The organism is Chromobacterium sp. W521 (assembly GCF_052805975.1).
Map to the genome: position 1 here is coordinate 159,618 of NZ_JBRBAF010000005.1, position 23,312 is coordinate 182,929.

19 protein-coding genes and 1 CRISPR repeat array (1 of these 20 only partly in view) are annotated in these 23,312 nt (G+C 62.1%); of the genes, 13 read left to right on the top strand and 6 right to left on the bottom strand.

Annotated elements, in window-relative coordinates; translation table 11 throughout:
• Position 1 precedes the first annotated feature (1 nt).
• The 6 genes from ACUXV1_RS09235 to ACUXV1_RS09260 all read left to right on the top strand — a co-directional run bounded on the left by ACUXV1_RS09235 (position 2) and on the right by ACUXV1_RS09260 (position 7,929).
• A complete protein-coding gene (locus ACUXV1_RS09235; protein WP_446015207.1) occupies positions 2–1,519 on the top strand; it encodes a PfkB family carbohydrate kinase in 1,518 nt (505 codons plus the stop codon).
• Positions 1,520–1,532: 13 nt separating this feature from the next.
• Positions 1,533–2,633, top strand: coding sequence for a radical SAM protein (locus tag ACUXV1_RS09240; protein WP_446015208.1), 1,101 nt, complete (start codon positions 1,533–1,535; stop codon positions 2,631–2,633).
• Positions 2,634–2,641: 8 nt separating this feature from the next.
• Positions 2,642–3,610, top strand: a complete 969-nt coding sequence (locus ACUXV1_RS09245) for a thiamine pyrophosphate-dependent dehydrogenase E1 component subunit alpha (RefSeq protein WP_446015209.1) — start codon at positions 2,642–2,644, stop codon at positions 3,608–3,610.
• Positions 3,607–4,662 (top strand): alpha-ketoacid dehydrogenase subunit beta, encoded by a 1,056-nt coding sequence (locus tag ACUXV1_RS09250; protein ID WP_446015210.1) that lies wholly within the window; start codon positions 3,607–3,609, stop codon positions 4,660–4,662. The genes ACUXV1_RS09245 and ACUXV1_RS09250 overlap by 4 nt, the downstream gene beginning before the upstream one ends.
• Before the next feature lie 19 nt (positions 4,663–4,681).
• Positions 4,682–6,082: a radical SAM protein gene (locus tag ACUXV1_RS09255; RefSeq protein ID WP_446015211.1), complete on the top strand. Its 1,401-nt coding sequence runs from the start codon at positions 4,682–4,684 to the stop codon at positions 6,080–6,082.
• Positions 6,083–6,147: 65 nt separating this feature from the next.
• Complete coding sequence (locus ACUXV1_RS09260) at positions 6,148–7,929, top strand: glycosyltransferase family 2 protein (protein WP_446015212.1); 1,782 nt, start codon at positions 6,148–6,150, stop codon at positions 7,927–7,929.
• 62 nt (positions 7,930–7,991) lie between these two features.
• Here the strand turns inward: ACUXV1_RS09260 and ACUXV1_RS09265 are convergent, their stop codons facing one another.
• Together ACUXV1_RS09265 and ACUXV1_RS09270 are read right to left on the bottom strand one after the other, a co-directional pair.
• Positions 7,992–8,645, bottom strand: a complete 654-nt coding sequence (locus ACUXV1_RS09265) for a class I SAM-dependent methyltransferase (RefSeq protein ID WP_446015214.1) — start codon at positions 8,643–8,645, stop codon at positions 7,992–7,994.
• Positions 8,646–8,835: 190 nt separating this feature from the next.
• Complete coding sequence (locus ACUXV1_RS09270; protein ID WP_446015215.1) at positions 8,836–9,576, bottom strand: S-methyl-5'-thioinosine phosphorylase; 741 nt, start codon at positions 9,574–9,576, stop codon at positions 8,836–8,838.
• Positions 9,577–9,871: 295 nt separating this feature from the next.
• On the opposite strand from ACUXV1_RS09270, the gene ACUXV1_RS09275 reads away from it, so the two are divergent.
• Together ACUXV1_RS09275 and ACUXV1_RS09280 are read left to right on the top strand one after the other, a co-directional pair.
• Entirely contained in the window at positions 9,872–10,039 is a 168-nt protein-coding gene (locus tag ACUXV1_RS09275; protein WP_156039083.1) for a hypothetical protein, read from the top strand.
• Positions 10,040–10,126: 87 nt separating this feature from the next.
• Positions 10,127–11,407: a ferredoxin reductase family protein gene (locus tag ACUXV1_RS09280; RefSeq protein ID WP_043642080.1), complete on the top strand. Its 1,281-nt coding sequence runs from the start codon at positions 10,127–10,129 to the stop codon at positions 11,405–11,407.
• A gap of 83 nt (positions 11,408–11,490) precedes the next feature.
• Here the strand turns inward: ACUXV1_RS09280 and ACUXV1_RS09285 are convergent, their stop codons facing one another.
• Together ACUXV1_RS09285 and ACUXV1_RS09290 are read right to left on the bottom strand one after the other, a co-directional pair.
• Positions 11,491–11,925, bottom strand: coding sequence for a DUF411 domain-containing protein (locus tag ACUXV1_RS09285; RefSeq protein WP_052370994.1), 435 nt, complete (start codon positions 11,923–11,925; stop codon positions 11,491–11,493).
• Between the two features lie 78 nt (positions 11,926–12,003).
• Positions 12,004–12,315, bottom strand: coding sequence for a hypothetical protein (locus ACUXV1_RS09290; RefSeq protein WP_043642077.1), 312 nt, complete (start codon positions 12,313–12,315; stop codon positions 12,004–12,006).
• Between the two features lie 325 nt (positions 12,316–12,640).
• Between ACUXV1_RS09290 and ACUXV1_RS09295 the strand changes: the two genes are divergently transcribed.
• The 5 genes from ACUXV1_RS09295 (at position 12,641) to ACUXV1_RS09315 (ending at position 18,290) form a co-directional block, all read left to right on the top strand.
• Positions 12,641–14,764, top strand: coding sequence for a TonB-dependent receptor domain-containing protein (locus ACUXV1_RS09295; protein WP_052370992.1), 2,124 nt, complete (start codon positions 12,641–12,643; stop codon positions 14,762–14,764).
• Positions 14,765–14,903: 139 nt separating this feature from the next.
• Complete coding sequence (locus tag ACUXV1_RS09300; RefSeq protein ID WP_227104831.1) at positions 14,904–15,194, top strand: DUF2218 domain-containing protein; 291 nt, start codon at positions 14,904–14,906, stop codon at positions 15,192–15,194.
• Positions 15,195–15,349: 155 nt separating this feature from the next.
• Complete coding sequence (locus ACUXV1_RS09305; protein ID WP_203389650.1) at positions 15,350–16,459, top strand: ABC transporter substrate-binding protein; 1,110 nt, start codon at positions 15,350–15,352, stop codon at positions 16,457–16,459.
• Complete coding sequence (locus ACUXV1_RS09310) at positions 16,456–17,520, top strand: FecCD family ABC transporter permease (protein ID WP_337883838.1); 1,065 nt, start codon at positions 16,456–16,458, stop codon at positions 17,518–17,520. Before ACUXV1_RS09305 ends, ACUXV1_RS09310 begins: the two co-directional genes overlap by 4 nt.
• The gene (locus ACUXV1_RS09315; protein ID WP_081554785.1) at positions 17,517–18,290 is read left to right on the top strand and encodes an ABC transporter ATP-binding protein; all 774 of its coding nucleotides are present in this window, start codon (positions 17,517–17,519) and stop codon (positions 18,288–18,290) included. The genes ACUXV1_RS09310 and ACUXV1_RS09315 overlap by 4 nt, the downstream gene beginning before the upstream one ends.
• A gap of 226 nt (positions 18,291–18,516) precedes the next feature.
• Here ACUXV1_RS09315 and cas3f read toward each other — a convergent pair whose 3' ends face one another.
• Positions 18,517–21,861, bottom strand: a complete 3,345-nt coding sequence (cas3f, locus tag ACUXV1_RS09320; protein ID WP_446015217.1) for a type I-F CRISPR-associated helicase Cas3f — start codon at positions 21,859–21,861, stop codon at positions 18,517–18,519.
• The gene (cas1f, locus tag ACUXV1_RS09325; RefSeq protein WP_446015218.1) at positions 21,858–22,832 is read right to left on the bottom strand and encodes a type I-F CRISPR-associated endonuclease Cas1f; all 975 of its coding nucleotides are present in this window, start codon (positions 22,830–22,832) and stop codon (positions 21,858–21,860) included. The genes cas3f and cas1f overlap by 4 nt, the downstream gene beginning before the upstream one ends.
• Positions 22,833–23,040: 208 nt before the next feature.
• A CRISPR array of direct repeats spans positions 23,041–23,312; the repeat unit is 28 nt; unit sequence GTTCACTGCCGGATAGGCAGCTTAGAAA; it runs 1,256 nt beyond the window's last position.

Below are 23,312 nucleotides of genomic sequence, written 5' to 3' on the forward strand. Positions count from 1 at the left end.
CATGAGCACGGAAAAAATCAAAAGCCTGGACGCGCTGGGCAAACTGGCGCAACAGGCCAAGCAAGCGGGCCGCAAAGTGATCCACTGCCATGGCACTTTCGACCTGATGCACACGGGACATATCAAGCATCTACAACATGCTCGCTCTTTGGGCGACATGCTGGTGGTCACCGTCACTTCAGACGCCTTCGTGCGCAAGGGGCCGGGACGGCCAGTCTTCACCGAATTGCTGCGCGCCGAGAATCTAGCGGCGCTGGCCTGTGTCGACTATCTGGCGATCAACGACGCCGAAACCGCCAGCAACGCCATCGAACACATTCAGCCCCACCTCTATGTCAAGGGCAGTGACTACGCCGACGCCAGCCAGGACCCCAGCGGCAATATCGCGCGCGAAATCGCCTCGGTGCGCCAGTTTGGCGGCGACATCTACTTCACCGACGAAATCACTTTCAGCTCCACCAAGTTGCTGAACGACCACTTCGACGTTCTGCCGCAAGACACCCGACTGTTTTTGGAGAGCTTCAAAAAAAGTTGCCCACTGGCGGATTTTCTCGCCCACGTTCAGGCGCTGGCGAAGATGAAGGTACTGGTGATAGGCGACGCCATCATCGACGAATATCATTACGTTCACACTCTGGGCCAGACCGGCAAGGGCACCTCGCTAGCGGTGCGCTATCAAAGCGAGGAGCGCTTCGCCGGCGGCGCCATCGCAGTGGCCAACCACATCGCCGGCTTCGCAGCCAACGTCACGCTGCTGACGGCACTAGGCCAGCACGACGATTCGCTGGAGTATGTCCGCGGCAAGCTGAAAGCCAATGTCCAGCTTGAGCATCGTTTCTTTAAAAACGCTCCGACGCTTATCAAGCGCCGGTTCGTCGACCAGGAGCTACAGCGTCTGTTCGAGATTTACTTTGGCGGCGAAGAGCAGGAAGACGAAGCACTGGAGCAATCCTTCTGCGACTGGATCGCCCAATATGCCGGCACCTTCGACGCAGTGATCGTGCCAGACTTCGGCAATGGCCTGATCAGCCGCAAAATGGCGCACAGTATCTCCCAGCACGCGGCTTTTCTCGCGATCAATACCCAAATCAACAGCGGTAACCGCGGCTACCACATCATCACCCGCTATCCCAAGGCGGACTTCCTGTGCTTGAACGAACCCGAAGCGCGGTTGGCCACCCATGACCGCCAGTCCCCGCTGGAAGAAGTCGCCGCGGACCTGCGCGCCAAGCTTGATGCCCGGGCAATGGCCATCACCCGCGGCGCCAAGGGCGCGCTGATCGTGGACCACAACCGCGCGGTGCCGATTCCCGCCTTGTCCTCCCACGTGGTGGACCGCATCGGCGCCGGCGACGCCTTCCTGTCGCTGGCCGGCCTGTGCATGGCTTCGGGCGCCTCGTCCGAAATGGCGGTGCTTGCCGGCAGCATCGCTGCGGCACTGGATGTTCAAATCGTCTGCAACCGCGAGCCGATCGACCCGGTCCTGTTCGCCAAGTACGCGACCACGCTGTTGAAGTGAAGGAGTAACGTTCATGGACACCTTTCTGATCGACAGCCACAAGCTGGTCTACCACCCGCGCCGCGTCGCCGACCTGATCGAATCCGGCGACGACTGGGAAAAAGCCAAACACATCTATCCGATCTATCTTGAGCTGTCTCCGGTAGGCGCCTGCAACCATCGCTGCACCTTCTGCGCGGTGGACTACATCGGCTACAAATCGGTGATGCTGGATTACGCGATGCTGGAACAGCGGCTGCCGGAAATGGGCCGGCTCGGCGTGAAAAGCATCATGTACGCCGGCGAGGGCGAGCCGCTGCTGCACAAGAAGATCAACGAGATCGTCGCCTTGACCAAAGCTTCGGGCATCGACGTATCCTTCACCACCAACGGCGTGCTGCTAAACGCCGAGTTTGTCGAACGCTCGCTGGACAAGACTTCCTGGATCAAGGTTTCGCTGAACGCCGGCACAGCCGCTTCCTACGCCGCGGTTCACCAGACCAGGGAGCGCGACTTCCAGCGCGTGGTGGATAATCTGAAATACGCCGCCGCCTATAAGCGCCAACACAATATTGCCTGCACCATAGGCGTGCAAGCGGTATTGCTGCCGGAAAACGCCGCGGACATGCCAGAGCTGGCGCGCATTTGCCGTGATGAGATCGGCGCCGACTATCTGGTGATCAAGCCCTACTCCCAGCATCTGTTCAGCGAGACCCATCAGTACGAAGACATCAACTACCATCCCTATCTGGCGATGGAAGAAGAACTGACCGCTTTCAACAGCCCTGACTTCCAACTGATCTTCCGCAGCCACACCATGCAGAAATACCTGGAAAAACCGGAAGCCCGTTATCAGAAATGCCATGCAACGCCCTTTGTCTGGGGCTATGTGATGGCCAACGGCAGTGTCTACGGCTGCAGCGCCTATCTGTTGGACAAGCGCTTCGAATACGGCAACTTGAACCAGGCCGGCTTCCAGGAAATCTGGGAAGGCGAACGCCGCAAGGAAAGCTTCCACTTCATCCGCAATCAGCTGGATATCAAGGATTGCCGCCGCAATTGCCGAATGGATGAAGTCAACCGCTACCTGGACCGCCTGGTGAACCAGTCGGTGCCTCACATCAACTTCATCTGAGCGCCGCCATGAACACCGCGCACTCACTATTGGAAAACATGCTGCTGATCCGGCGCACGGAAGAGGCCATCGCCCGCCGCTACCCGGAACAGCGGATGCGCTGCCCGGTCCACCTGTCCATCGGCCAGGAGGCCGCCGCCGTCGGCATCGGCCTGGCGCTGGAACGACAGGATCAGGCGGTCAGCACCCACCGCGCCCACGCTCACTACCTGGCCAAGGGCGGCGACCTCGACGCGATGATCGCCGAACTCTACGGCAAGGCCAGCGGCTGCTGTGGCGGCCGCGGCGGCTCAATGCACTTGTCCGACCCGCAAGCCGGTTTCCTGGCCAGCACCGCCATCGTCGGCAACAGCATTCCCGTTGGCGTCGGCATGGCGTTGGCTCAACAACAACAAGGCTCCCGCCAGATCAGTTGTGTCTTTCTCGGCGACGGTGCCACCGAAGAGGGCGTGTTCTTTGAAAGCGCCAACTTCGCCGTCGTGCGCAAACTGCCGGTGCTGTTCGCCTGTGAGAATAATCTTTACTCGGTCTACAGCCCGCTTTCCAAGCGCCAGCCACCTGGCCGCTCGCTGGCCGGCTTCGCCGAAGCCATCGGACTGCGCGCCATCACCGTGGACGGTAATGACGTGGAAGCCGTCCACGCTGTCGCTGGTGAAGCCATTGCGACAATCCGCAACGGCGGCGGCCCCTGTTTCATAGAGATGCCGACCTATCGCTGGCTGGAACACTGCGGCGCGTTTGATGATGACCATCTGAACTACCGGCCATCGGGCGAGTTGCAAGCCTGGAAAGACCGCGACCCGATTCCGCGCCAGATCGAGCGCGCCGGCATCAGCCGCGAATGGCTAGCCGCTTGCGAAGCGCGCATCGCCGCCCGCGTCGACGCCGCCTTCGCCAAGGCAGAAGCCGCGCTGTTTCCGGATGCGGAGAGCGCGCAGAACGGCATCTACGCCACGCCACTGGGAGAGCGAGCATGAGTATGATCAATGCCGCCCAGGCCATCAATCAGGCGCTGCACTTGGCCATGGAGCAAGACCCGGCGGTCATCTGCTATGGCCTGGGCGTCGACGACCCCAAGACCATTTTCGGTACTACCGCCGGCCTGCAACAGCAGTTCGGCCCGCAGCGGGTATTCGACATGCCCACCTCGGAAAACGCGATGACCGGCATCGGCGTCGGCGCGGCGCTGGGCGGGTTGCGGCCAGTGATGTGCCACCAGCGGCTGGACTTCTTCCTGCTGGCCATGGACCAGTTGGTCAACAACGCGGCCAAATGGCGCTATACCTTCGGCGCTCCTCACCGGGTGCCGCTGACTCTGCGGCTTATCCTGGGTCGCGGCTGGGGCCAGGGCCCCACCCACTCGCAAAACCTGCAAGCCTGGTTCGCCCATGTGCCGGGCCTGAAAGTGGTAATGCCGGCCAGCGCCGCCGATGCCAAGGGCCTGCTGCTGTCGGCGATTTTCGATGACGATCCGGTGGTGTTTCTGGAGCATCGCTGGGTGCATCCGGCCACCGACGAAGTGCCGGACGGCGATGTTCGCGTCCCCATCGGTCAGGCCAATATCGTGATGGAAGGCGACGCCGTCACCATCGTCGCGATGTCCTATCTGGTAGCGGAAGCGCGTCACGCCTGCCAGGCTCTGGCCCAAGCCGGCGTGCACTGCGAGCTGATCGACCTGCGCAGCATCAAACCGCTGGACATGCCCGCGCTGGAGCGCTCGCTGGCCAAGACCGGCCGCCTGCTGGTGCTGGACACCGGCGCGACCACCGGTTCCGTCGCCGGCGAAATCATCGCCCGGCTCAGCATCAGCCACTGGTCAGCATTCCGCTGTCCACCGCGGCGGCTATGCGCGCCGGACTGTCCGGAGCCCACCAGCTACGGCCTGAGCAAAGCGTTTTACACAGAAGCAGCCGACATCATCGCAGCCGTCGGCGACATGTTGGGATTGGCAACCCTTCCCCTGGATGCCCTCCCCCCAGCCCGTCCCCACCACGATGTGCCGGGGGACTGGTTCACCGGGCCATTCTGAATGACTTAAGGAGCTTGCCATGAGCGAGAACAAACCCAAGGAAGGCGTCAACCGCTTCGGTCAAAAGACCACCACCATGATTCCAGAGGAAGCGCCGCTGGCCCGCAATCCAGGCCACAAGCTGCGCACCTCCAACGTCATCGTCAACCGCAAGGCGCTGACCGAGGCCGAGGCGCTGCTGGACAGTTATCAACTGGAAAAAAGCACCGGCCAAAAGATCCAGTTCTACAGTGAAGGCAACCAGATCGGCGTGATCCGGATGTCGGAGGGCGAAGGCAACGGCGACGAGCATGTGCCCAACCAATTCACCGGCCCCAGCTTCCGCAACCCGCCGCAGCGTTTCCGCTTTGACGGCCACAAGATGATGCATCACCTGGACCGTGTGCTGGCCTGGCAGCGTGGCGAGCGCTTCGCACCCATCCATATCGACATGGGGCTGACCAAGTTCTGCAATACCGCTTGTATTTACTGCTATGCGGTGGTGCAGAACATGACCAAGGGCACCATGATAGGCCGTGAGGCCCTGCTGTCCTACATCCGCGACTGCGGCCGCCTGGGTGTGCGCTCCATCGGCTTCATCGGCGATGGCGAGCCCACGCTCAACCCAGCGCTGTACGATGCCACCGTGCTGGCAGGGGAGCTGGGCGTGGACACCTCTATGGCCACCAACGGCCTGCTGCTGGACATGGACCGCGCCCACGATCTGCTCAAGAACATGAGCTGGATCCGCTTCAACCTGTCCGCCGGCACTCGCGAGGGCTTCCGTCGCGTGCATCAATCCAAGGAAGCCAATTTCGACCTGCTGGTGGAGAAGATCCGCGCGCTGGTGCAGATCAAAAAGGAATACGGCTACAAATGCACCTTAGGTCTGCAAATGGTGCTGATCCCGGAGTGCTTCGACGAAGTCATTCCCGAAGCCAAGCTGGGTGCCGAACTCGGCGTGGATTACTTCGTCATCAAGCATTGCTCCGACTCTGAATACAAGGAAATCGGCATCAACTATGATGAATATCTGACGATAGGCGACATGCTCAAGGAAGCTGAAGGATATTCCACTGCGGACTACGTAGTGCAGGCCAAGTGGAACAAGATCAACGCCGCCTCCGAATCCGCTTTGTACAAGAACGGCTTCCGCAAATACGATGTCTGCCACGGTACGCCCTTCCTTCTGCAAATATCCGGCAACGGCAAGATCTATCCCTGCGGCCCCTTCTTCAACAAGGAACGCTTTTACATCGGCGACCTTCACGAGCAGTCGTTCTTCGACATTGTGATGGGTGACCGCTACTGGGCGGTGCACAAGGACGTCAGCGAATCCGTGGACGTGCACAAAGACTGCGCCATCGGATGCCGCCAGGACTACGTGAACAAGTTTCTGTGGGACCTCAAGAATCCCCCGGAACACATCAATTTCATTTAACTCGATATCTAACTCGGGGCAGTAATATATGCCCCGTTTTTCAACATACTTAGGTAGCTCGTCCTATGATCTCCGTCGTCATCCCTGCCTACAATTACGCACAATACCTGCCGGATACGCTTAATAGCATATTGCGGCAAGGAATCGATGACCTTGAAATAATCGTTTGCGACGACTGCTCAACGGACAATACCGCGGAGGTGATTCAGAAGTTCGCCGCCAAGGATCCACGGGTTAAGTACTACCTGAACGATAAAAACCTGGGCGCAACGCTTAATATTAATCAAGCCGTCAAGAAAGCCAGTGGCGACTATATTGTGCTTGTCGGCGCCGACGACATGCTGGCGCCCAATAGTCTCAAGACCCTGAAAGAAGCGTTGGACCAACATCCCGAATGTGGCTTCGTCTATGGACGCTACACACTGATCAACGAAAATAATCAGCACTTCCCGCTGCAGCACCCGGGCTGGCTCGACCATGATTACTTCGGCGAACGGGATGAACTTCCAAATCTGCTTACATTCGATTGCTACATCAATATCGTCGCATCAATGTTCCGGCGAGAAATCGTTCTAGATGAGGATTTCTTCGACACCAGTCTGCAAGCCTTCGACGATGAACCCTTTTTCCGGGCCACAGATTGGGACAAGAGCTTGCGACTCGCTGAGCAAGGCATCAAGATCGGCTTCGTCAACAAGAACATCTCGATCTTCCGCGTGCATCAACAGCAGGCCTCCTCCGGCGATAAATATGGCCGCTCCGGCCTAGCACTGTTCGAACACGCTCTCTTGCTCGAGAGATACTTCACCACAGCCAATCTCGAGCGCTTACTGCCTCGGCTCGCCGACATCATCCGTCTGTTCCAGTCCAAATTCGAATACTTTCACAGCCAGGCACTGCCGGAATTCGCCCATCGGCGCGAACTGGCTGAAGCGCGCGCCAATGAAGTTCTGTCTAAAGTGGAAAGTGTGCTATCCAAGCACGCCCAACAAGGTTCCCACGATTTCACTGAGTCGCAGCTACCCGAAGCCAGCGCCACCACACTGAACCCGGAGCACCCTTTTTTCAGCATAGTGTTCACCACTTACGACCGTCCGCACCTTGCAATCAACGCGCTACAAAGTATCGCCGCGCAAAGTTTCAAGGACTTTGAGGTTATCTTGGTCAACGATGGCGGCCTACCCCAAGAGAGCTTGATGGAATGGTTGGGTAGCGAGATCAACGTCACTTATGTGCGTCAGCCAAACCGCGGAGTGGCCTCGGCACGCAATCTGGCGCTGCGGCTGTGCCGTGGCCAATACGTTGTCTATCTCGACGACGACGACATCATGTACAACCACCATCTCGCGCGGCTGCATCACGAAGCCACTCGTCACCCGGGCGCGCTGGTCTTCGGCAACGCCCACTTCATTACCGAGCAGGTCCAATGCGGTATGCGGGAGGAACAAGGCCGCGCGCTGATGGCTTGCAAGCAGTTCGACTTTAACCGCCTGCAAATCTCCAACTACATCCCCATCAACGCGCTGGCCCATCCACTGCTGGTCATCGACGAAGTAGGCGGCTTTGATGAAACCCTAGCCTCGCACGAGGACTGGGATCTGCTGATCCGCCTATCGCGCAAGATTCCCTTTGCCCATTTCAACGACATTACCGTCCAGGTTCGGCGGCGCCTTGGAAACGGCCAGGAATTCGATTCAAGAACAGTGCGCGCCTGGCAAAGCATGAAGCAGGACTTCATGGAAATTTACAGCCGCTATGACGATATGGGGATAGAAGAAATCAAGAAGGCGCGTGCGAAAGTCATGGCGGCAGACCACCCAACCCAAGCCGGCTTGAACTTCAACTGAGCACAGCCAGCCTCCCTTGTCTATGGCGCGGTCGCTGCTCCACACCTGCGGCGACCGGCGACTCAGATCTTCCTGGCGGCAACCAAAACCTCGTTGGTGGGAACTTCGACATAATCCGGAAGCTCTGGCAAAGCCGCATTGAAAGCTGCCCGATATATTTCCGGCGTACGGCTCAGCAGGCGGTCCACATAAACTTCCTTAGCCTGCTCCATCAAATACGGCTTGAGCCAGACCAACTCCAGTCCCAAGGAGTCGAACAAAGCCTGGAAAGACGATTTCGTCCAGTAGGTCAAGTGTTCGATCGGCTTGTAGTAATAAGGGATCGGGCCTTCGGCGTCCACCGTAGTCAAAACCAGATAGCCATTTTGCCTCAACAGCGGCATCAGCTCACGCAATGTTTCTAGCGGGCGGTTCAAATGTTCAAGTACCCCCCATAAGGTCACAAAGTCGAATTGATGCGGCTGAAACGCCTTCAGGGACGCATGGATACGCTCGGCGACGGGCGCCCCCAATTCGACGCCATGGCATCTTGCACCGGCAACCTGAACAAAATCACCGCGCCCCGCGCCGAAATCAAGAATCTCCGAATCATTGCACAGACCCAATACGCCCAATGCCGACAAATTACGCGAGGCATTGCGCATCACCACATCCTGCCGCGCGCGCACATCATGATATTGAGCGTAAAACGCGCTCAACTCTTGGTCCGATGGCATCGGAAAGGTGTACTCCAAACCGCAGGCAGCGCACTTGATCACCTCATGACGCCCAACACCAACTGAGTAGCGTCCTCCCTCCTCCGTACAAACGGGGCACCGTCTCATGTATCCTGTTCTCCAGGGTTCTGGCCTGATTCAGCCCTGATAAAGAATCAGACGCAGCAAATGCTGCGTCTGCACACTGGCATCAAGCCGCTGCGCCATCACGCAGCATGGCCTGCAACACCCCGGTGCACATCTCCACCCCCATCGCGCCGGTGGTGGCGTCAAACTCCACCGTCGCCGCGCCGCCCTTGCCGGCCGCCCAGTTGCTGACCAGGCACAGGTGCGCGTAAGGCAGGTTCATCTCCCGCGCCAACGCCGCTTCCGGCATGCCGGTCATGCCGACTATATCGGCACCATCCCGCTCTAACTTCAATATTTCCGCGGCGCTTTCCAAACGCGGCCCCTGAGTGCAGGCGTAAACGCCGCCCACCACCCCGCTGTGGCCGCTGTCCGCCATCGCGCGGATCAGGCGCTCTCGCAACACCTCGTCATAAGGCGAGGAGAATTCGGCGTGCACCACCGGACGGTCCAGGCCTTCAAAGAAGGTATGCTTGCGGCCCCAGCTATAGTCGATGATGTTGTCCGGCACCACCAGGCGGCCCGGCGGCATGTCGGGACGGATGCCGCCCACCGTGCCGATGGCGATCACGCCCTTCACGCCCTGATCGTGCAGCGCCCAGATATTGGCGCGGTAATTGATTTCATGCGGCGCCAGCGAATGGCCGTAGCCATGGCGGGCGATGAATACCACGTTCTGTCCATTCAGCAGGCCGAAGGTCAGTGCGCAGGAAGGGTCGCCATACGGCGTGCGCACGACTTGACGATGGGTGACTTCCAATACGGGCAGCTGGGCCAGGCCGCTGCCGCCGATGATGGCCAACATGATATGTCCCCTTTGATAATGGTGCGACGGATCGCTTTTTTCACCGCGGCCTGAGCTGGATACGCCCGGCGCGGCTGCGGGATTCTTGCTTGCGGCGGAGCGCCGACGCTCCAATTATGGCCGATTATTTTCCGCCGGCACATGCCGCCGCGCGGTGAATTTGCCCGCGGCGACAGCGCCGGCAATCACCACTTTGTAAAACAAGCACTTGGGGTTTCCTTCCGGATTGCGCAAAATTTATACAATCGTACAAATTCGGCTCAATGCGCTTATACATCCGTATAAACATACAAACATGAAATCGACCAACGCCACTCGACAGCAGCTGCTGGACTGCGGACTAATAATGGCCAAAGAAGCCGGCCGGCGGCGGCTAACCGCGCGGCAAACCCTGTCCGCCGACCTGATCGCCTTGTATAAGGCGCTTGGCGGCGACACACAGCCCGGCATCCCGCCACGCTAAACCGGTCCCCCGCGCCGCGTTTAAGCTGCGCTTAAGTTTACGGTGTTCCAATCGTCTCAATCCCCTATCGCAAGAAAGGACATGGCGATGAACCGTAGACTTCCCCTGCTTAGCCTGCTGCTGCTCGTCAGCGGCGCCTTATACGCCGCCGCCAGCCTGTGGCAAAACGGTTTGCCCGCCAACTACTGGCAATGGCGGCACGAACTGGTCATGCTCAGCGGCGTGCAATTAATGACGGTGATGAGCGCAGCCATGCTGCTGGCCACACGCCCGCGTTGGCTGGAACCGTTGCTGGGCGGCCTGGACCGCCTATACGCGCTGCACAAGCGCCTCGGCATCGCCGCCGGCCTGCTGCTGGCCGCTCACTGGCTGATCAAGCTCTCGCCCAAGCTGATGCTGGCGCTGGCCTGGGTCGCACCGCGGATCAAGAGCGGCGGCGGCAAAGACCCGTTGGTTTCGCTGGCCAAGGACATAGGCGAATGGGCCGCCTGGGCGGTGCTGGCCATGGTGATTCTGGCGCTGCTGCGCGCCGTGCCCTATCGCTTCTGGCGCAAGCTGCACAAGCTATTCGCCCCGCTCTACCTGATGGGCGCCTTCCACGGACTGATCCTGATGCCGGCCGAGATGTGGACACAACCGGTGGGCTGGCTGCTGGCCACGCTGATGCTGATCGGTTCCGGCTGCGCGCTCTACGCGCTGGCCGGCCGCATCGGCAAACAAGGGCAATACGCCGGCCGGGTGGACCGCATAGAAGCCCTGCCGGCCGGGCAACTGGAAGTGATCTGCCAGATGGACGGCTGGCCCGGCCACCGCGCCGGACAATTCGCTCTGGTCAACTTCACCGCCGCCGAAGGCGCCCACCCTTTCACCATCGCCAGCGCCGACCACGGCGACGGCCGGCTGCGCTTCATCATCAAGGCGTTGGGCGATTACACCCGCCGCCTGCCGGACGAACTAGAGATCGGCCAGGCCGTCACAGTGGAAGGCCCCTATGGCGGTTTCCAGTCACGTGGCGGTACACGCCAGGCCTGGGTGGCGGGCGGCATCGGCGTCACGCCTTTCCTGGCCTGGTTGCAAAGCAGGGCGCTGGCGGAGACGCCACTGGATGTGGATTTCTACTACTGCGTGCGCCATCGCGACGAAGCGGCGCGGCTGGAAGAAGTGCGGCAAGCTTGTCGTCAACGCGGCGTGCGGCTGCATCTGATCGAAAGCGAAACCGGCGCACGGTTGAACGCCGATATGCTGCCGGAAGTGGACGAGGTCTGGTTCTGCGGCCCGCAGGGCCTGGGCAAAGCGCTACAGCACGGTCTGAGCCAGCGTGGCGCGCAAGCGCCGGCTTTCCACCACGAGGCGTTCTCAATGCGCTGACGCAAAACGGGCATTCCAACATGCCGGAACGCCCGTCATACCCTCAAGCAAGCCGCTGCAACGCGGCTTGCGCCTCGCCGGCTTTAGCGCGTGGCGTAGACGCTGCGCCTTCCCTGCTCGTCAAAACTCAACACCTGATACGGCTGCTTGCTCGGCCCTTCCATACCCGGGCTACCCATGGGCATGCCCGGCACCGCCAGGCCCACGATCTTGGGTTTGTCCTTCAGCACCTTCTTCACCAAATCCGCCGGCACATGGCCTTCGAACACATAGCCGCCCACCTCGGCGGTATGGCAGGAGCGCAGATCCGCCGGCACTTTCAACCGGCTCTTGACTGCGGACATGTCGGCCTCGTTGCGGCTTTGCATCGCCACGCCGTTTTTCTGCATATGCTCGGCCCAGGCGGTGCAGCAACCGCAATACGGGTCCTTGTGCATCACGCCGTCGGCGGCGGCGGCAAGCGGAGAAATCAGGGAAACGGCCAGCGCGGCGGCGGCCCAGTACAAAGGTTTAGTCATGGCAAGAACTCCAATGCTTTTTGAATGAAAACGCGCGCCAGCCCGCAAACACACGGTTGGCGCAAAAAAACGGCTCATTCATAAAGATTGGGGAGGCCGCTCCGGCGGCGCGGGGATAAAACCGGACCACACTACTTCGGCCTTGGCCTGCAATACCGGGCGAATCGTCTGCAGCGGCAAGCAGGGCGCCGCCGGCCACGGAGCGGCCGGCAACTGGCAACAGGCCGCGGCCTGGGCGGCGCTGGCCGGCTGGGTATGGCAGGCCGCGCCGTCATCCGCCATCCACACGCAGGGCGCGCTGGCGGCCACGCGCCCGCCCATGCTCCAGCCCGCCTGCGGCAAGAGCAGCAGACAGGTTAGCAACAGCAGCAGGGGTAGGCGGATAAGCATCGATTCAGTTACGCGCTCAGCTTGGAACAGGCTTGGGACTGACAGCTAGCGCCTTGGTTCCCAAGCTGTTTCTCAATTTTTGTCGCCCCGAACAAAGTTTGAGCCATGTCATGTTAGCGTCAGATTGCTTGCAATCAAGCCCAAGCCGAGCATCAATCAATAACGATTCGCATTTGCGTTCGCATTAATTCGGTGGGATACTTACGGTCCCATTTGACATTCCTTGCGCAAACTAAACGCCAACGGCATGCAAACAGCGCCGGCCATGCCGTGACGCGGATCAAATGGGCTTCGTTCATGTGATGATTTCCAGGTATCCACGATAATGAAAACCTTTGACTCCGCCGCCCGTCACGGCGTGCGCCTCGCCCTGTTGTCCGCGGCGGTTTCCGCCCTCTACCTGCCCGCCGCCCACGCGGCGGAAGCCGAAGCCACCCTGCCCTCGGTAGTGGTCACCGCCTCCGGCTACGAGCAAAAAATCAAACAAGCCCCGGCTAGTATTTCGGTGATTACTCGCGAAGATCTGGCGAAAAAGCCGTTCACCAACCTGGCCGACGCGCTGACCGATCTGGAAGGCGTCAGCATCAATGGCTCCGGCCCTGGCGATAAGGACATTGCCATCCGCGGCATGCCCGGCGAATACTCGCTGATCCTGGTGGACGGCCGCCGCCAAGGCACCCGCGAAGTGCGCAGTCGCGGCACCGGCGGCTTCCAGCAATACCAGATCCCTCCGATGGAGGCGATTGAGCGCATCGAAGTGGTGCGCGGCCCGATGTCCTCGCTGTACGGCTCCGACGCCATGGGCGGCGTGGTCAACATCATCACCCGCAAAGCGCCCAAGGAATGGCATGGCTCGATGACGCTGGGCGGTACCATCACCGAACATTCGAACGAAGGCAATACCGGCCAGAGCAGCTTCTGGCTGGGCGGCCCGCTGATGAAGGACCTGCTGTCGCTGCAAGTCTACGGCTCGCTGAACAACCAGGCGGAAGACAATATCTTCTACTCCAAGAGCGGCGATGGCGGCAAAGACGCCAACCACATGTCCGACATCAACGCCAAGCTCAGCTTCACCCCGAACCAGGACCACGAGATCACCTTCGAGGCCGGTCATAACGAGCTGCGTAAAACCACCACCGGCGGCAAGAGCATTTCTCCGACTCTCGGAAAATACGATCAATACGATACCCGTGATCACTGGAGCCTGAGCCACAACGGCAAGTACGGCAATATCCGTTCCAATGTCGCGCTGTATCAGGAACTGGCCAAGTCTAGCTCGGACGAAAATAACGTCAGCGACGGCAAAGGCGTGAAGTTGGCCAATACCACGCTGGACGGCCAACTCACCTTCCTGCTGGATCGTCACACCGTGAAAGTCGGCACCCAGCTTGGCCGACAGGTTGGCTCTGATCTGCAGGCTCAAGAAGCCTTCGATCCAAATCGTTTCAAATACACTGGCGCGCCCAACCCGGACAAGGTCACCGTCAACACCTGGTCTCTGTTTGCCGAAGACAGCTTCGAAGCCACAGACAGCCTGACCATCACCGCCGGCGGTCGTGTCGACCACCACAGCGTGTTTGGCACCCACTTCACTCCGCGTGCTTACCTGGTTCAGCACCTGAACTCTCAGTGGACCCTGAAAGGCGGCATCGGCAAGGGTTTCAAGGCGCCCACCATTCGCCAGAGCACCGACGGCTACTGCATGCGTACCGGCAGCCGCGTGGAAACCGGCTTACTGTGCGGCAACTCCAAGTTGAAGCCGGAGGAAAGCACCTCTTACGAAGTGAGTCTGCACTTCGACAATGAACAGGGCTTGAGCGCTAACGCCACGCTGTTCAACAACGACTTCAAGAACAAGGTGGTCAGCTACGGTACCGATCAATTCACCAATGCATTGATCTCTAAGGGCAAGCCGGCCCGCGTCTACATATACGACAATGTGGACTCGGTCAACATCCGCGGCCTGGAATTGTCCAGCAGCTGGACTTTCATGCCGAAGTGGACACTGTCCGGCAACTACACCTACACCAAGTCCAAGCGCGAGGGCGGTAGGGAAACCTCGCTATCCGGTCAATCTCTGAACGGCCTGCCGCTGGACAAAACACCGGAACACGCCGGCAACGTGAAGCTGGCCTGGGCTCCGATGGAAAAGCTGGACCTGTACACCCGCCTGAACTTTGAAGGCAAGCAGTACTACACCGGCTTCCGCAACGGCGCTTACGATGCGCGCACCCGCGGCGGTTCCAGCACCTGGGACTTCGGCGGTAGCTACAAGCTGAGCAAGAACTTCGACGTCAACTTCGCCGTCTTCAATCTGGCCGACCGCAAGGTAGCGATTGATGACCGTGTGGGCAATGCCGAACCCGATCGCACTAAAGCGCCGCTTAACGGCAACTGGATGGTCGATGAGGGCCGCCGCTATTGGCTGACCTTGACCGGCAAGTTCTAAGAAAAGGTTCACGGGCTAGCAAGCATCGTGAACCGCTTCTGACGGCCCGTCTCCGGACGGGCCGGAAATACCGCACGGCAGTTGCCGAATCCGCCGGATTCGCCAACTGCCTGTTCCCGTTTTTACGATTGGAGAATTGATGATGTTGAGCAGCCGCGCCCAATTGACCACGCCCAATGCCGACAAGGTGCTGTACAAGCTGTGCAAGCACTACGCGCTGAAAGTGCCGGTGGAGTTCGACAGCCACCAGGCCCACGTGCACTTCCCCATAGGCGAATGCCGGATCCAGCGCCAGGACGACACCCTGGACATGATCTGTGCCGCCGACGCCGCCGACAAGCTGGCCAAGATCGAATTCATCATGGACGAGCATCTGGGCCTGATGGCCAAGACGCCGGACTTGAAGCTGGACTGGGCCAAGACCGAGTAAGAACCCCAGCCTATCGGCGTTTTCCGAGTACGCCGGGCCTGCCCGGCCGCTCTCGTTTCGGTATGATGCTTGCCCACCCGCTCCACTGCCAAAGCCCGTCCACCCGCCCCTACGGCGGGCTTTGACAGCGGAGCCGTATCGCTCAAGGAATCACAATGAAAACACTGTTCTCCCGTCTGCTGCTGGCCGGCGCGCTGGCCGCGGCCACGCTGGCGGCCCAAGCCGCCACCGTCACCGATATCGCCGGCCGTAAAGTGGAAGTGCCGGCCAAGGTCAACCGCATCCTCTTGGGCGAAGGCCGGCTGTTCTACGCGCTGGCCTTGCTGGAAGGCAAGCAGCCCATCGCCCGCATCGCCGGCTGGCAGGGCGACTTCCGCCAGCTGGACCCGCAAACCTACGCCCAGTACAAACAGCGCTTCCCCGCCATCGACCGGATTCCGCTGATCGGCAAAACCAGCGAGAACTCCGTCAGCGCCGAGAAAGTGCTGACCTTGCGCCCGGACATCGCCGTGTTCAGCATCTCCGGCCACGGCCCGGGCCTGAACAACCCCATCGTGCAGCAGCTGCAAGCAGCCAAGGTGCCGGTGGTCTTCGTCGATTTCCGCAACGCCCCGCTGGAACACACCGTGCCCAGCCTGCGCATCATGGGCAAGGCGCTGCAGCGCGAGGCCGAAGCCGAGCGCTTCATCCGCTTCTACCAGGGCAAGATGGACGCCATCCGCAAGGTGGTGGCCGCCATCCCGGCGCAGCAAAAGCCCAAGGCCTTCCTAGACCTCCGCGCCGGCGCCTTCAGCAATGTCACCAGCGCCGGACGCGGCAGCCTGGGCGAGCTGGTGGACGCCGCCGGCGGCGTCAATATCGCCGACAAGCTGATCCCCGGCGCGGTGGGCGAAGTGAATATGGAGCATGTGCTGGCCAGCAATCCGGACCTGTACATCGGTACCGGCACCGCGGACGCCGCCGAGAAAACCGGCATCCAGTTTGGCGCCAACATCAGCGCGGCGCAGGCGCAGGCCTCACTCAAGCGCACCGCTGCGCGCAGTCCGGTGGGCGCCTTGCGCGCGGTGCGCGAAGGCCGCACCTTCGGCGCCTGGCACCACTTCTACAACACGCCTTACCACATCGTGCTGCTGGAAGCCTTCGCCAAGGAATTGCAACCGGCGCGCTTCGCCAAACTGGACCCGGACGCCAGTTGGAAGCAGCTGCACCGCGACTTCCTGGCCATCGAGCCGCAAGGCACTTACTGGGTCAAGGGCGTTAAATGAGCAGCGAAACCATGACGCTTTCCGCCGCCTCGGTGGCGGCGGATTACCGCCGCACCCTGCTGCGCCGGCTGCTGCTGGTGGCCGTGCTGCTAAGCCTGCTCGCCATCTCGCTGACGCTGGACGTCACCACCGGCGCCAGCGGCATGCCGCTGGCCGAATTCTGGCAGACGCTGTGGCACCCCTCCGCCGCCGATCCCGCCACGGAAGTCATCGTCTGGCAGATCCGCCTGCCCTACGCGCTGATCGCCATCGCCGCCGGCCTGGCGCTGGGCCTCGCCGGCGCGGAAATGCAGACCGTGCTGCACAACCCGCTGGCGGACCCGTTCACCCTGGGCCTGCAGCCCGCGGCCGCCTTTGGCGCGGCGCTGGCCATCCTGCTGGATGTCAGCATCCCCGGCGTCCCCGGCCCGTGGATGCTGCCGGTCAACGCCTTCGTGTTCGCGCTCGGTTCCGCGCTCTTGCTGGACGTGGTGGCGCGCTGGAGCAATATGCCCACTAGCGGCGTGGTGCTGTTCGGCATCGCGCTGTTCTTCAGCTTCAACGCCCTGGTGTCCCTGCTGCAATTCGTTTCCACCGCGGACTCGCTGCAAGACCTGGTGTTCTGGCTGATGGGCAGCCTGTCGCGCGCGGACTGGCCCAAGATTGCCTTGCTGTTCGGCGCCTTCGCGCTGATCCTGCCCTGGTCGCTGAGCCAGTCCTGGCGGCTGACTGCGCTGCGGCTGGGCGAAGACCGCGCCGCCAGCTTCGGCATCAATGTGCGCCGGCTGCGGCTTAGCTCGCTGCTGCGCGCCAGCCTGCTCACCGCGCTGGCGGTGGCCTTCGTCGGCACCATAGGCTTCATCGGCCTGATCGCGCCGCATATCTCGCGCCGGCTGGTGGGCGAGGACCACCGCTTCTACCTGCCGGTGAGCGCGCTGACCGGCGCCGCCATCCTGTCCATGGCCTCGGTGGTGACCAAGAACCTGGTACCCGGCGTCATCGTGCCGGTGGGCATCGTCACCTCGCTGGTGGGCATCCCCTTCTTCATCGCCATCGTGCTGCGCAATGGAGGCCGCCAATGAGCTCCGCCCTGTCCATCCATCAACTCTCGGTCAGCTACGGCAAGCGCCAGGTGATAAGCGCGCTGGACGTGCCCTGTCTGCGGGCGGGCGACATCACGGCCTTGCTGGGCCCCAACGGCAGCGGCAAATCCACCTTGCTGCGCGCCTTGGCCGGCCTGCAGCACAGCCGCGGCGACGTCCGCCTGGACCAGCGCGCGCTCAGCCGCCAGCGCGGCGAAGTGGCCTACCTGCCGCAAACCCTGCCGCCCAGCGTGCATCTATCGGTGTTCGAATCGCTGATGGTGGCCGGCCAGGCCACCGCCGCCGGCTTGTCTCGCCGTCATGACGACCAGCAAGTGTTCGCGCTGCTGCAATCGCTGGGCATCGAGCAACTAGCGCTGCGCTACCTGGACCAGTTGTCCGGCGGCCAGCGCCAGCTGGTGGGGATCGCCCAGGCGCTGATCCGCGAACCGGCGGTGCTGCTGCTGGACGAACCGCTGTCGGCGCTGGACCTCAACTACCAGTTCCACGTGATGGATCTGCTGCGCCGCGAAACCCGCCGCCGCGGCATGGTCACCATCATCGTGCTGCACGACCTCAACGTGGCGCTGCGCCACTGCGACCGGGTGCTGATGCTGAAGGACGGCGCGCTGCAAGCCAACGGCGCGCCGGACGAAGTGATAGACAGCCAAAGCCTGCGCCGCGTCTACGGCGTCAGCGGCCGGGTGGAGCGCTGCTCCCAGGGCGTGGCGCATGTGCTGGTGGACGGGCTGCACAGCGGTTTGCGCTGAGAACCTGTTCATAATCTGCTGCGCTGCGGCGATACGGCGTTGAAAACAGCTTCGAAATGCTCATGTACCACTTGTACATTCCACTTTCTCAGCTGTTTCCGCCTTGTCTCGCTCTTGCTCGCGAGATTTTGAACAGGCTCTGAAAGTCTGTCAGATGTCTGCTGCGAACGGCCGAGGCCGCTGGCGATCCCCAGCAGCCTCGGCTGTTTTCATGGCCAGCCCGGCCTCAAGCCTTGCAAAACCCCAGTGCCGGATGGAAGCGCCAGCCATTGTCAGACTGCGGCAAGCTCAACCCGCCAAAGCGCCGCGCGCAAGTCTCCAGTTCCATGCCCAGCTCCGCCGCCAGCTCGGCCAAAGCCGTTGGATAATCGCTGACGCCCCAGGGTCGGATATTCGGCTGCGTCAACGCCGCCTCCGGCACTCGCTGGTTCAAGCTGGCCTCCACCGGCGTGAAATGCGGCGGCTCCGGCCACGGCCGGCTTTCCACACGGTGCAGCGCGTAATCGTCCCCGTCCTCGGTGGGCAATAACAGCAAATCCACCTCCGGCTCGCCGCCAGCGCGGAAAGGCTGCTGCTGCGCCAGCACGCCGCTGAGCAGCGCCTGAGGCTGTTGCCAACAGCTATACGCCCCCATCGGAGCGATGGCCGGCCCCTCGCGCCCCGGCCGGCTGCTGGCGGCTTTAGCCTGGCCCGCCGGCGACATCAGCTGCGCCAGCCGCGCATGCTCCAAGTGCGACAAGCGCCGCTGCGCCTGCAACGGCTCTGGTTGCACGATGCGCGGCCGCGCGTCCAGGTGCCGGTACTCGTCTTCCTCCAGCAGTTCGCTCAGCAGATGGCTGCCCAAGGGGAACGCCTCATCCTCAAAGCCCGGCCAGCGGAAGGCCGGCTGCGCCGGCTGCTCCACGCTGCGCAGATTGCGCTCGCCAATCAGCACATTCACCTTGTCCCAAGGCTCCGGGCGGTGGCGGCGCAGCCGCCCGGCCAGCTGAATCAGCGAACGCATGGACGAAGGCTCGACAATCGCCCAATCGTAATCATGATCCCGTCCCACCTCCGTCACCGGCGAACCCAGCACGATGAACACATGCTCGCGCTCCGGCTCCGCGTCCAGCTCGCGGCGAATGGCCGGCAGCGTGAACACCGCTTGCGGATCGGAACGATTCAGCGCCTGGTCCAGCTGGCGCTCGATGCCGGAACGCAGCAACAAGGGGTATTGCGAGTGGTAAACGCATAAATGCAGCTGCCAATGCGCCGGCCACGGCAACGCGTACAGGGCCAGCGCCACCTCGAACAAAGGCTGGATATTGGCCATGCGCACCAGGCCGAAGCTGACCGCCTGACCGCGGAGCGGATCCCGCTGCTGATTGAGCCGGTGCAAACGCTCGATGGCCGGCTGTAGCTGAGCGGCGAACTCCCGACGCAACGCCGGCGCCTGCCCCTGGCCAAAACTCAGCGGCAATAGTTCAGCGTTGCGCCGCGCCGGCTGCGTGGCCAGCCAATCGGCGCGCCGGCCGGCAAACTGACGTTGCCTCTGGCGGAAAGCATCGACATCGGCACAGTCTTGCTGCGCCAGGGCATTCTCATCCACCCAGGCGCAGCAGACCGCCAGCGACCGCCCCGGCTGACCGCGATTGGCCTGAAACTGACGACGGCCGGCCAGATAGGCCTCGAACAAGCCCTCGATCAGCGCTGGCGGCAAGGTGGCCGACGACAGCAGCAGCCGGCTGCCCAACAGGCCGGCCCAATGCGCCAGCCGGGTCAGCGCCGGCAAGTCCGCCAAGTCGAAATCGTCCGGTTCATCCAGCACCAAATCCCCGCTCATCAGCCTCAGCATGGGCGCGATCTGCCGCCCGCCGCGCTGGCTTTCCGTCGCTGGCGTCAGATGATCTATGGTGCACACCAGCAACGGCGCCTGCAGCAACTTCGCCGTTTGCGGATCGCGCAGCGCGCGCGACAGCAAGGGATGCTCGCCGCCGGCCTCGTAACGCACCTCGCCGCCCTCTTCCCACAAGGCCTGGCGCGACGCCGAGCCGCTGGCCTCCGCCTGCTCTTGATAGTGCTCGAACAACTGAGTGTTGGCGCTGCCGCCCACGCAGATGGCCAGATCATCCTCGTTCAGGCCCAGCCGCTGGCGGAAAGCCTGGCCGGTTTGCAGCGTCAGCGCGCGCAAGCCCAGCGCAAACGCGCAACGCAAACCCAAGGCCGGGTCCGCCAAGGCATACATGATCCGCGCATTGCCCAGCGTCTTGCCGCAGCCGGTGGACGCCATATTGACGATGAAAGCGCCCTGCTCCGCCGCCCGCGCCCGCATCCCCGCGGCCAGGTCCGCGGCGCGGTCCTGCCAGCGGAAGCGCCCGTCGGCGCTGCGTTGCTGCAAGCGCTTGCGCCGCAACAGCCGCGGCAACTCCCGCTCAAAACCGGGCAAGGCGCGGCATACCAAGGCGCTATGCTCCGCCACGCCCAGCAAATGCTCGTCCAGCGGCTGGTTGAAATCGCCGGACCGGCCATGGGTGTTGGCCCATAGCGGATAGCCGGCCTGGCCGCGCTTGTGCCGCAGTTGGGCGTAATCCAGGCTGGAAAAATGATGATCCGCCAGCATCAGGCTCAACCGCGCCACATGCATCGCGTAAAGATTGTCCAGCCAACGCGTCTCGCCGCGCACGGCCAAACGCGCCGCCAGCTTATCCGCCAGCCGTGCGGCGCGGCGGCTCCAGGCCGGCGTGTTCACCGGCAGCCCCTGCGGGAAGCGCCAGTACGGCGCCAGCTGCGCCGGCTCGGCCTCCGCCTCCCGCCATTCATTCCAGCGCGCGTCGATATGTGCCGGAATATTCAACAACATGCGGCTTTGAAAGCCCTGTAGCTTGCCGCCCAGGCGGCATTGCTTGCCCTGCGCGAAATCCGGCATCAGCGGCAGCCGGTGATGCGTCAGCACCAGCCAACCCACCGCGGCGGCCAGCGGCGGCAAACGGGAAAACGGCGGTTCGCACGCCGCGCCCATGCCGTCCGCCTGCAAACGATCCAGCCAGCTGGCGTGATCCCGCTCGGTCGGCTGCCGCAAGCGCGCCAGCCAGCCGGCGTCGTCGTCGTCGCCGACAAACGCCTGGAACAAGCGCAAGGACACCCACTCGTGGCGGTAGAGATTACGCTCGCTCCGCTTGCCGCGCAGCCTCTCCTGAAACGCCTGGCTGGCCTTGCCCAGGTCATGCAGCAAAGCCGCCAGGCCGGCCAGCAGTTGAATGTCCTCCCCGCTGTGCCAGTCGTTTTCGTCCGCGCTGCGCAGCACATTGCGGCGGGTACTGTGCGTGGGCGTGGCGCCGTCGGCGTTGAAGCGGCTGGCGTCGCCGACTATCCACAGCAGCTCGCTATGGTCCTGGCCTCGTATCCAGTGGCAGGCCACCGCGGTGTTCTTGCGCGCGCTCTGGCGCAGCAAGCGCCGCAGCGTGTCCAGCCCGGCCTGGGTGATGGGCGTTTGCCAGACCCGGTCGCCGCGGCACTCGGCGAACTGGTCCAGAATCTGCCGGCTGCGCGTCAGCGCTTTCTTGTCGCATTGCGAAATCAGCAGGATATTCATGCCGCCCGCCCCCGCCGCTCGGCAATATCCTTCAAGGTGTCGATGATGAAGTCCAGCGCCTCGCCGCGGGTCAGCGCCTCGATACAAGCCTGGCGGAAGGTCTGCTCGTCGTCGCCGCGCATCGCGGAGATAAAGGCCTGCGGCAGGATCAGCGCGTCCTTGACCAGGTCCGCCGCGTCGAACACCAGCCCGCCGCGCCGGGTCTTGCCGTGCAGCACCGCCAGGCCGTGCGGCAAGCCCAGCACCCAGGCCGCGGTGGCGCCCAGGCCGTAAGCCAAGTAATTGCCGTGATCCAGAAAGGCATTGGCCGGGTCCGTGCCGGCGCCGCGCTTGGCGCGGCTGAAATCGCCATAACGGGTGGCCTGCGCGGCCAAGCGGAACAGCAGCTTGGTCAGCCGCGCCTCCTCTGTCAGCAAATGCGCGTGGTCCGGCGCCTGGGCAATCGCCTGGCGCGAGGCTTGCAAGGCGGCTTCCAAGCCGGCCGCCTCCACCTCGAAACCGGACTCGCGCAAGGCGCGGCTGCCCAGCCAATGCCGCTGCAAGCAACCCAGCCGCGCCAGTTGCACATCCTTGGCGGCGGCCAGCCGCTGCGCGTCGTCAAACCAAAAGCGCACCCAGTACTGCAGATATTCCGTGGGCCGGTACTCGCTTTGCGGCGCGAACCACGCCGCCTCCTGCTCCAGCTCATTGGCGCTGAACAAGGGCGTGCCGCCCCCGCCGCAAAAACCCACCATCACCCCGGCCTTGGCCAATTCCCGCATTGCAGCCTGCGTCACTGAAGTGCCGGTGCCCAGCAGGATGCAAGTGGTGTTGGCGATGGGGATATTCCAGTACAGCGAAGCCTTGCCGGCATCGGTGACGTACTCCACCCGCCCGCCGTTGACCAGCACGCGGCAGTGCTGCAGATAGTAAAGATTGGCGCGCTTGGAATTCAGAATGGTCTTGAGATCGGACGGGGAAAAATCGGACATGGCCATACCTATGGGATGTGACGCGATAGCACATCTTGCCATGAGCATGGACGAAGGAACAGGCAGCGCGGCAAAAACCCTTTTTTTCAAGCCCCTCATCAGCCCCAATAAAAACAATCACTTAGCCTTTGTCTGAACATTTGGGTCAAACCCGGAAAAATCGCCGCAGATGCCTACGCCATAAGGCGAGGGGGCGGTGTAAACTCTAGTTCACTGCCGGATAGGCAGCTTAGAAAGGAAGACGTGACGCAGGCCGGCCAGCGCCGCCGTTCACTGCCGGATAGGCAGCTTAGAAATAGCTGCACTCATGAAAAGCAACAAAGGCAGTGTTCACTGCCGGATAGGCAGCTTAGAAAATTTGAGCGTGGCGCATGGCGCCGCCGTTGCACGTTCACTGCCGGATAGGCAGCTTAGAAACGCTCATGCAAATGACAGTGAACCAATCGACTGTTCACTGCCGGATAGGCAGCTTAGAAAGTA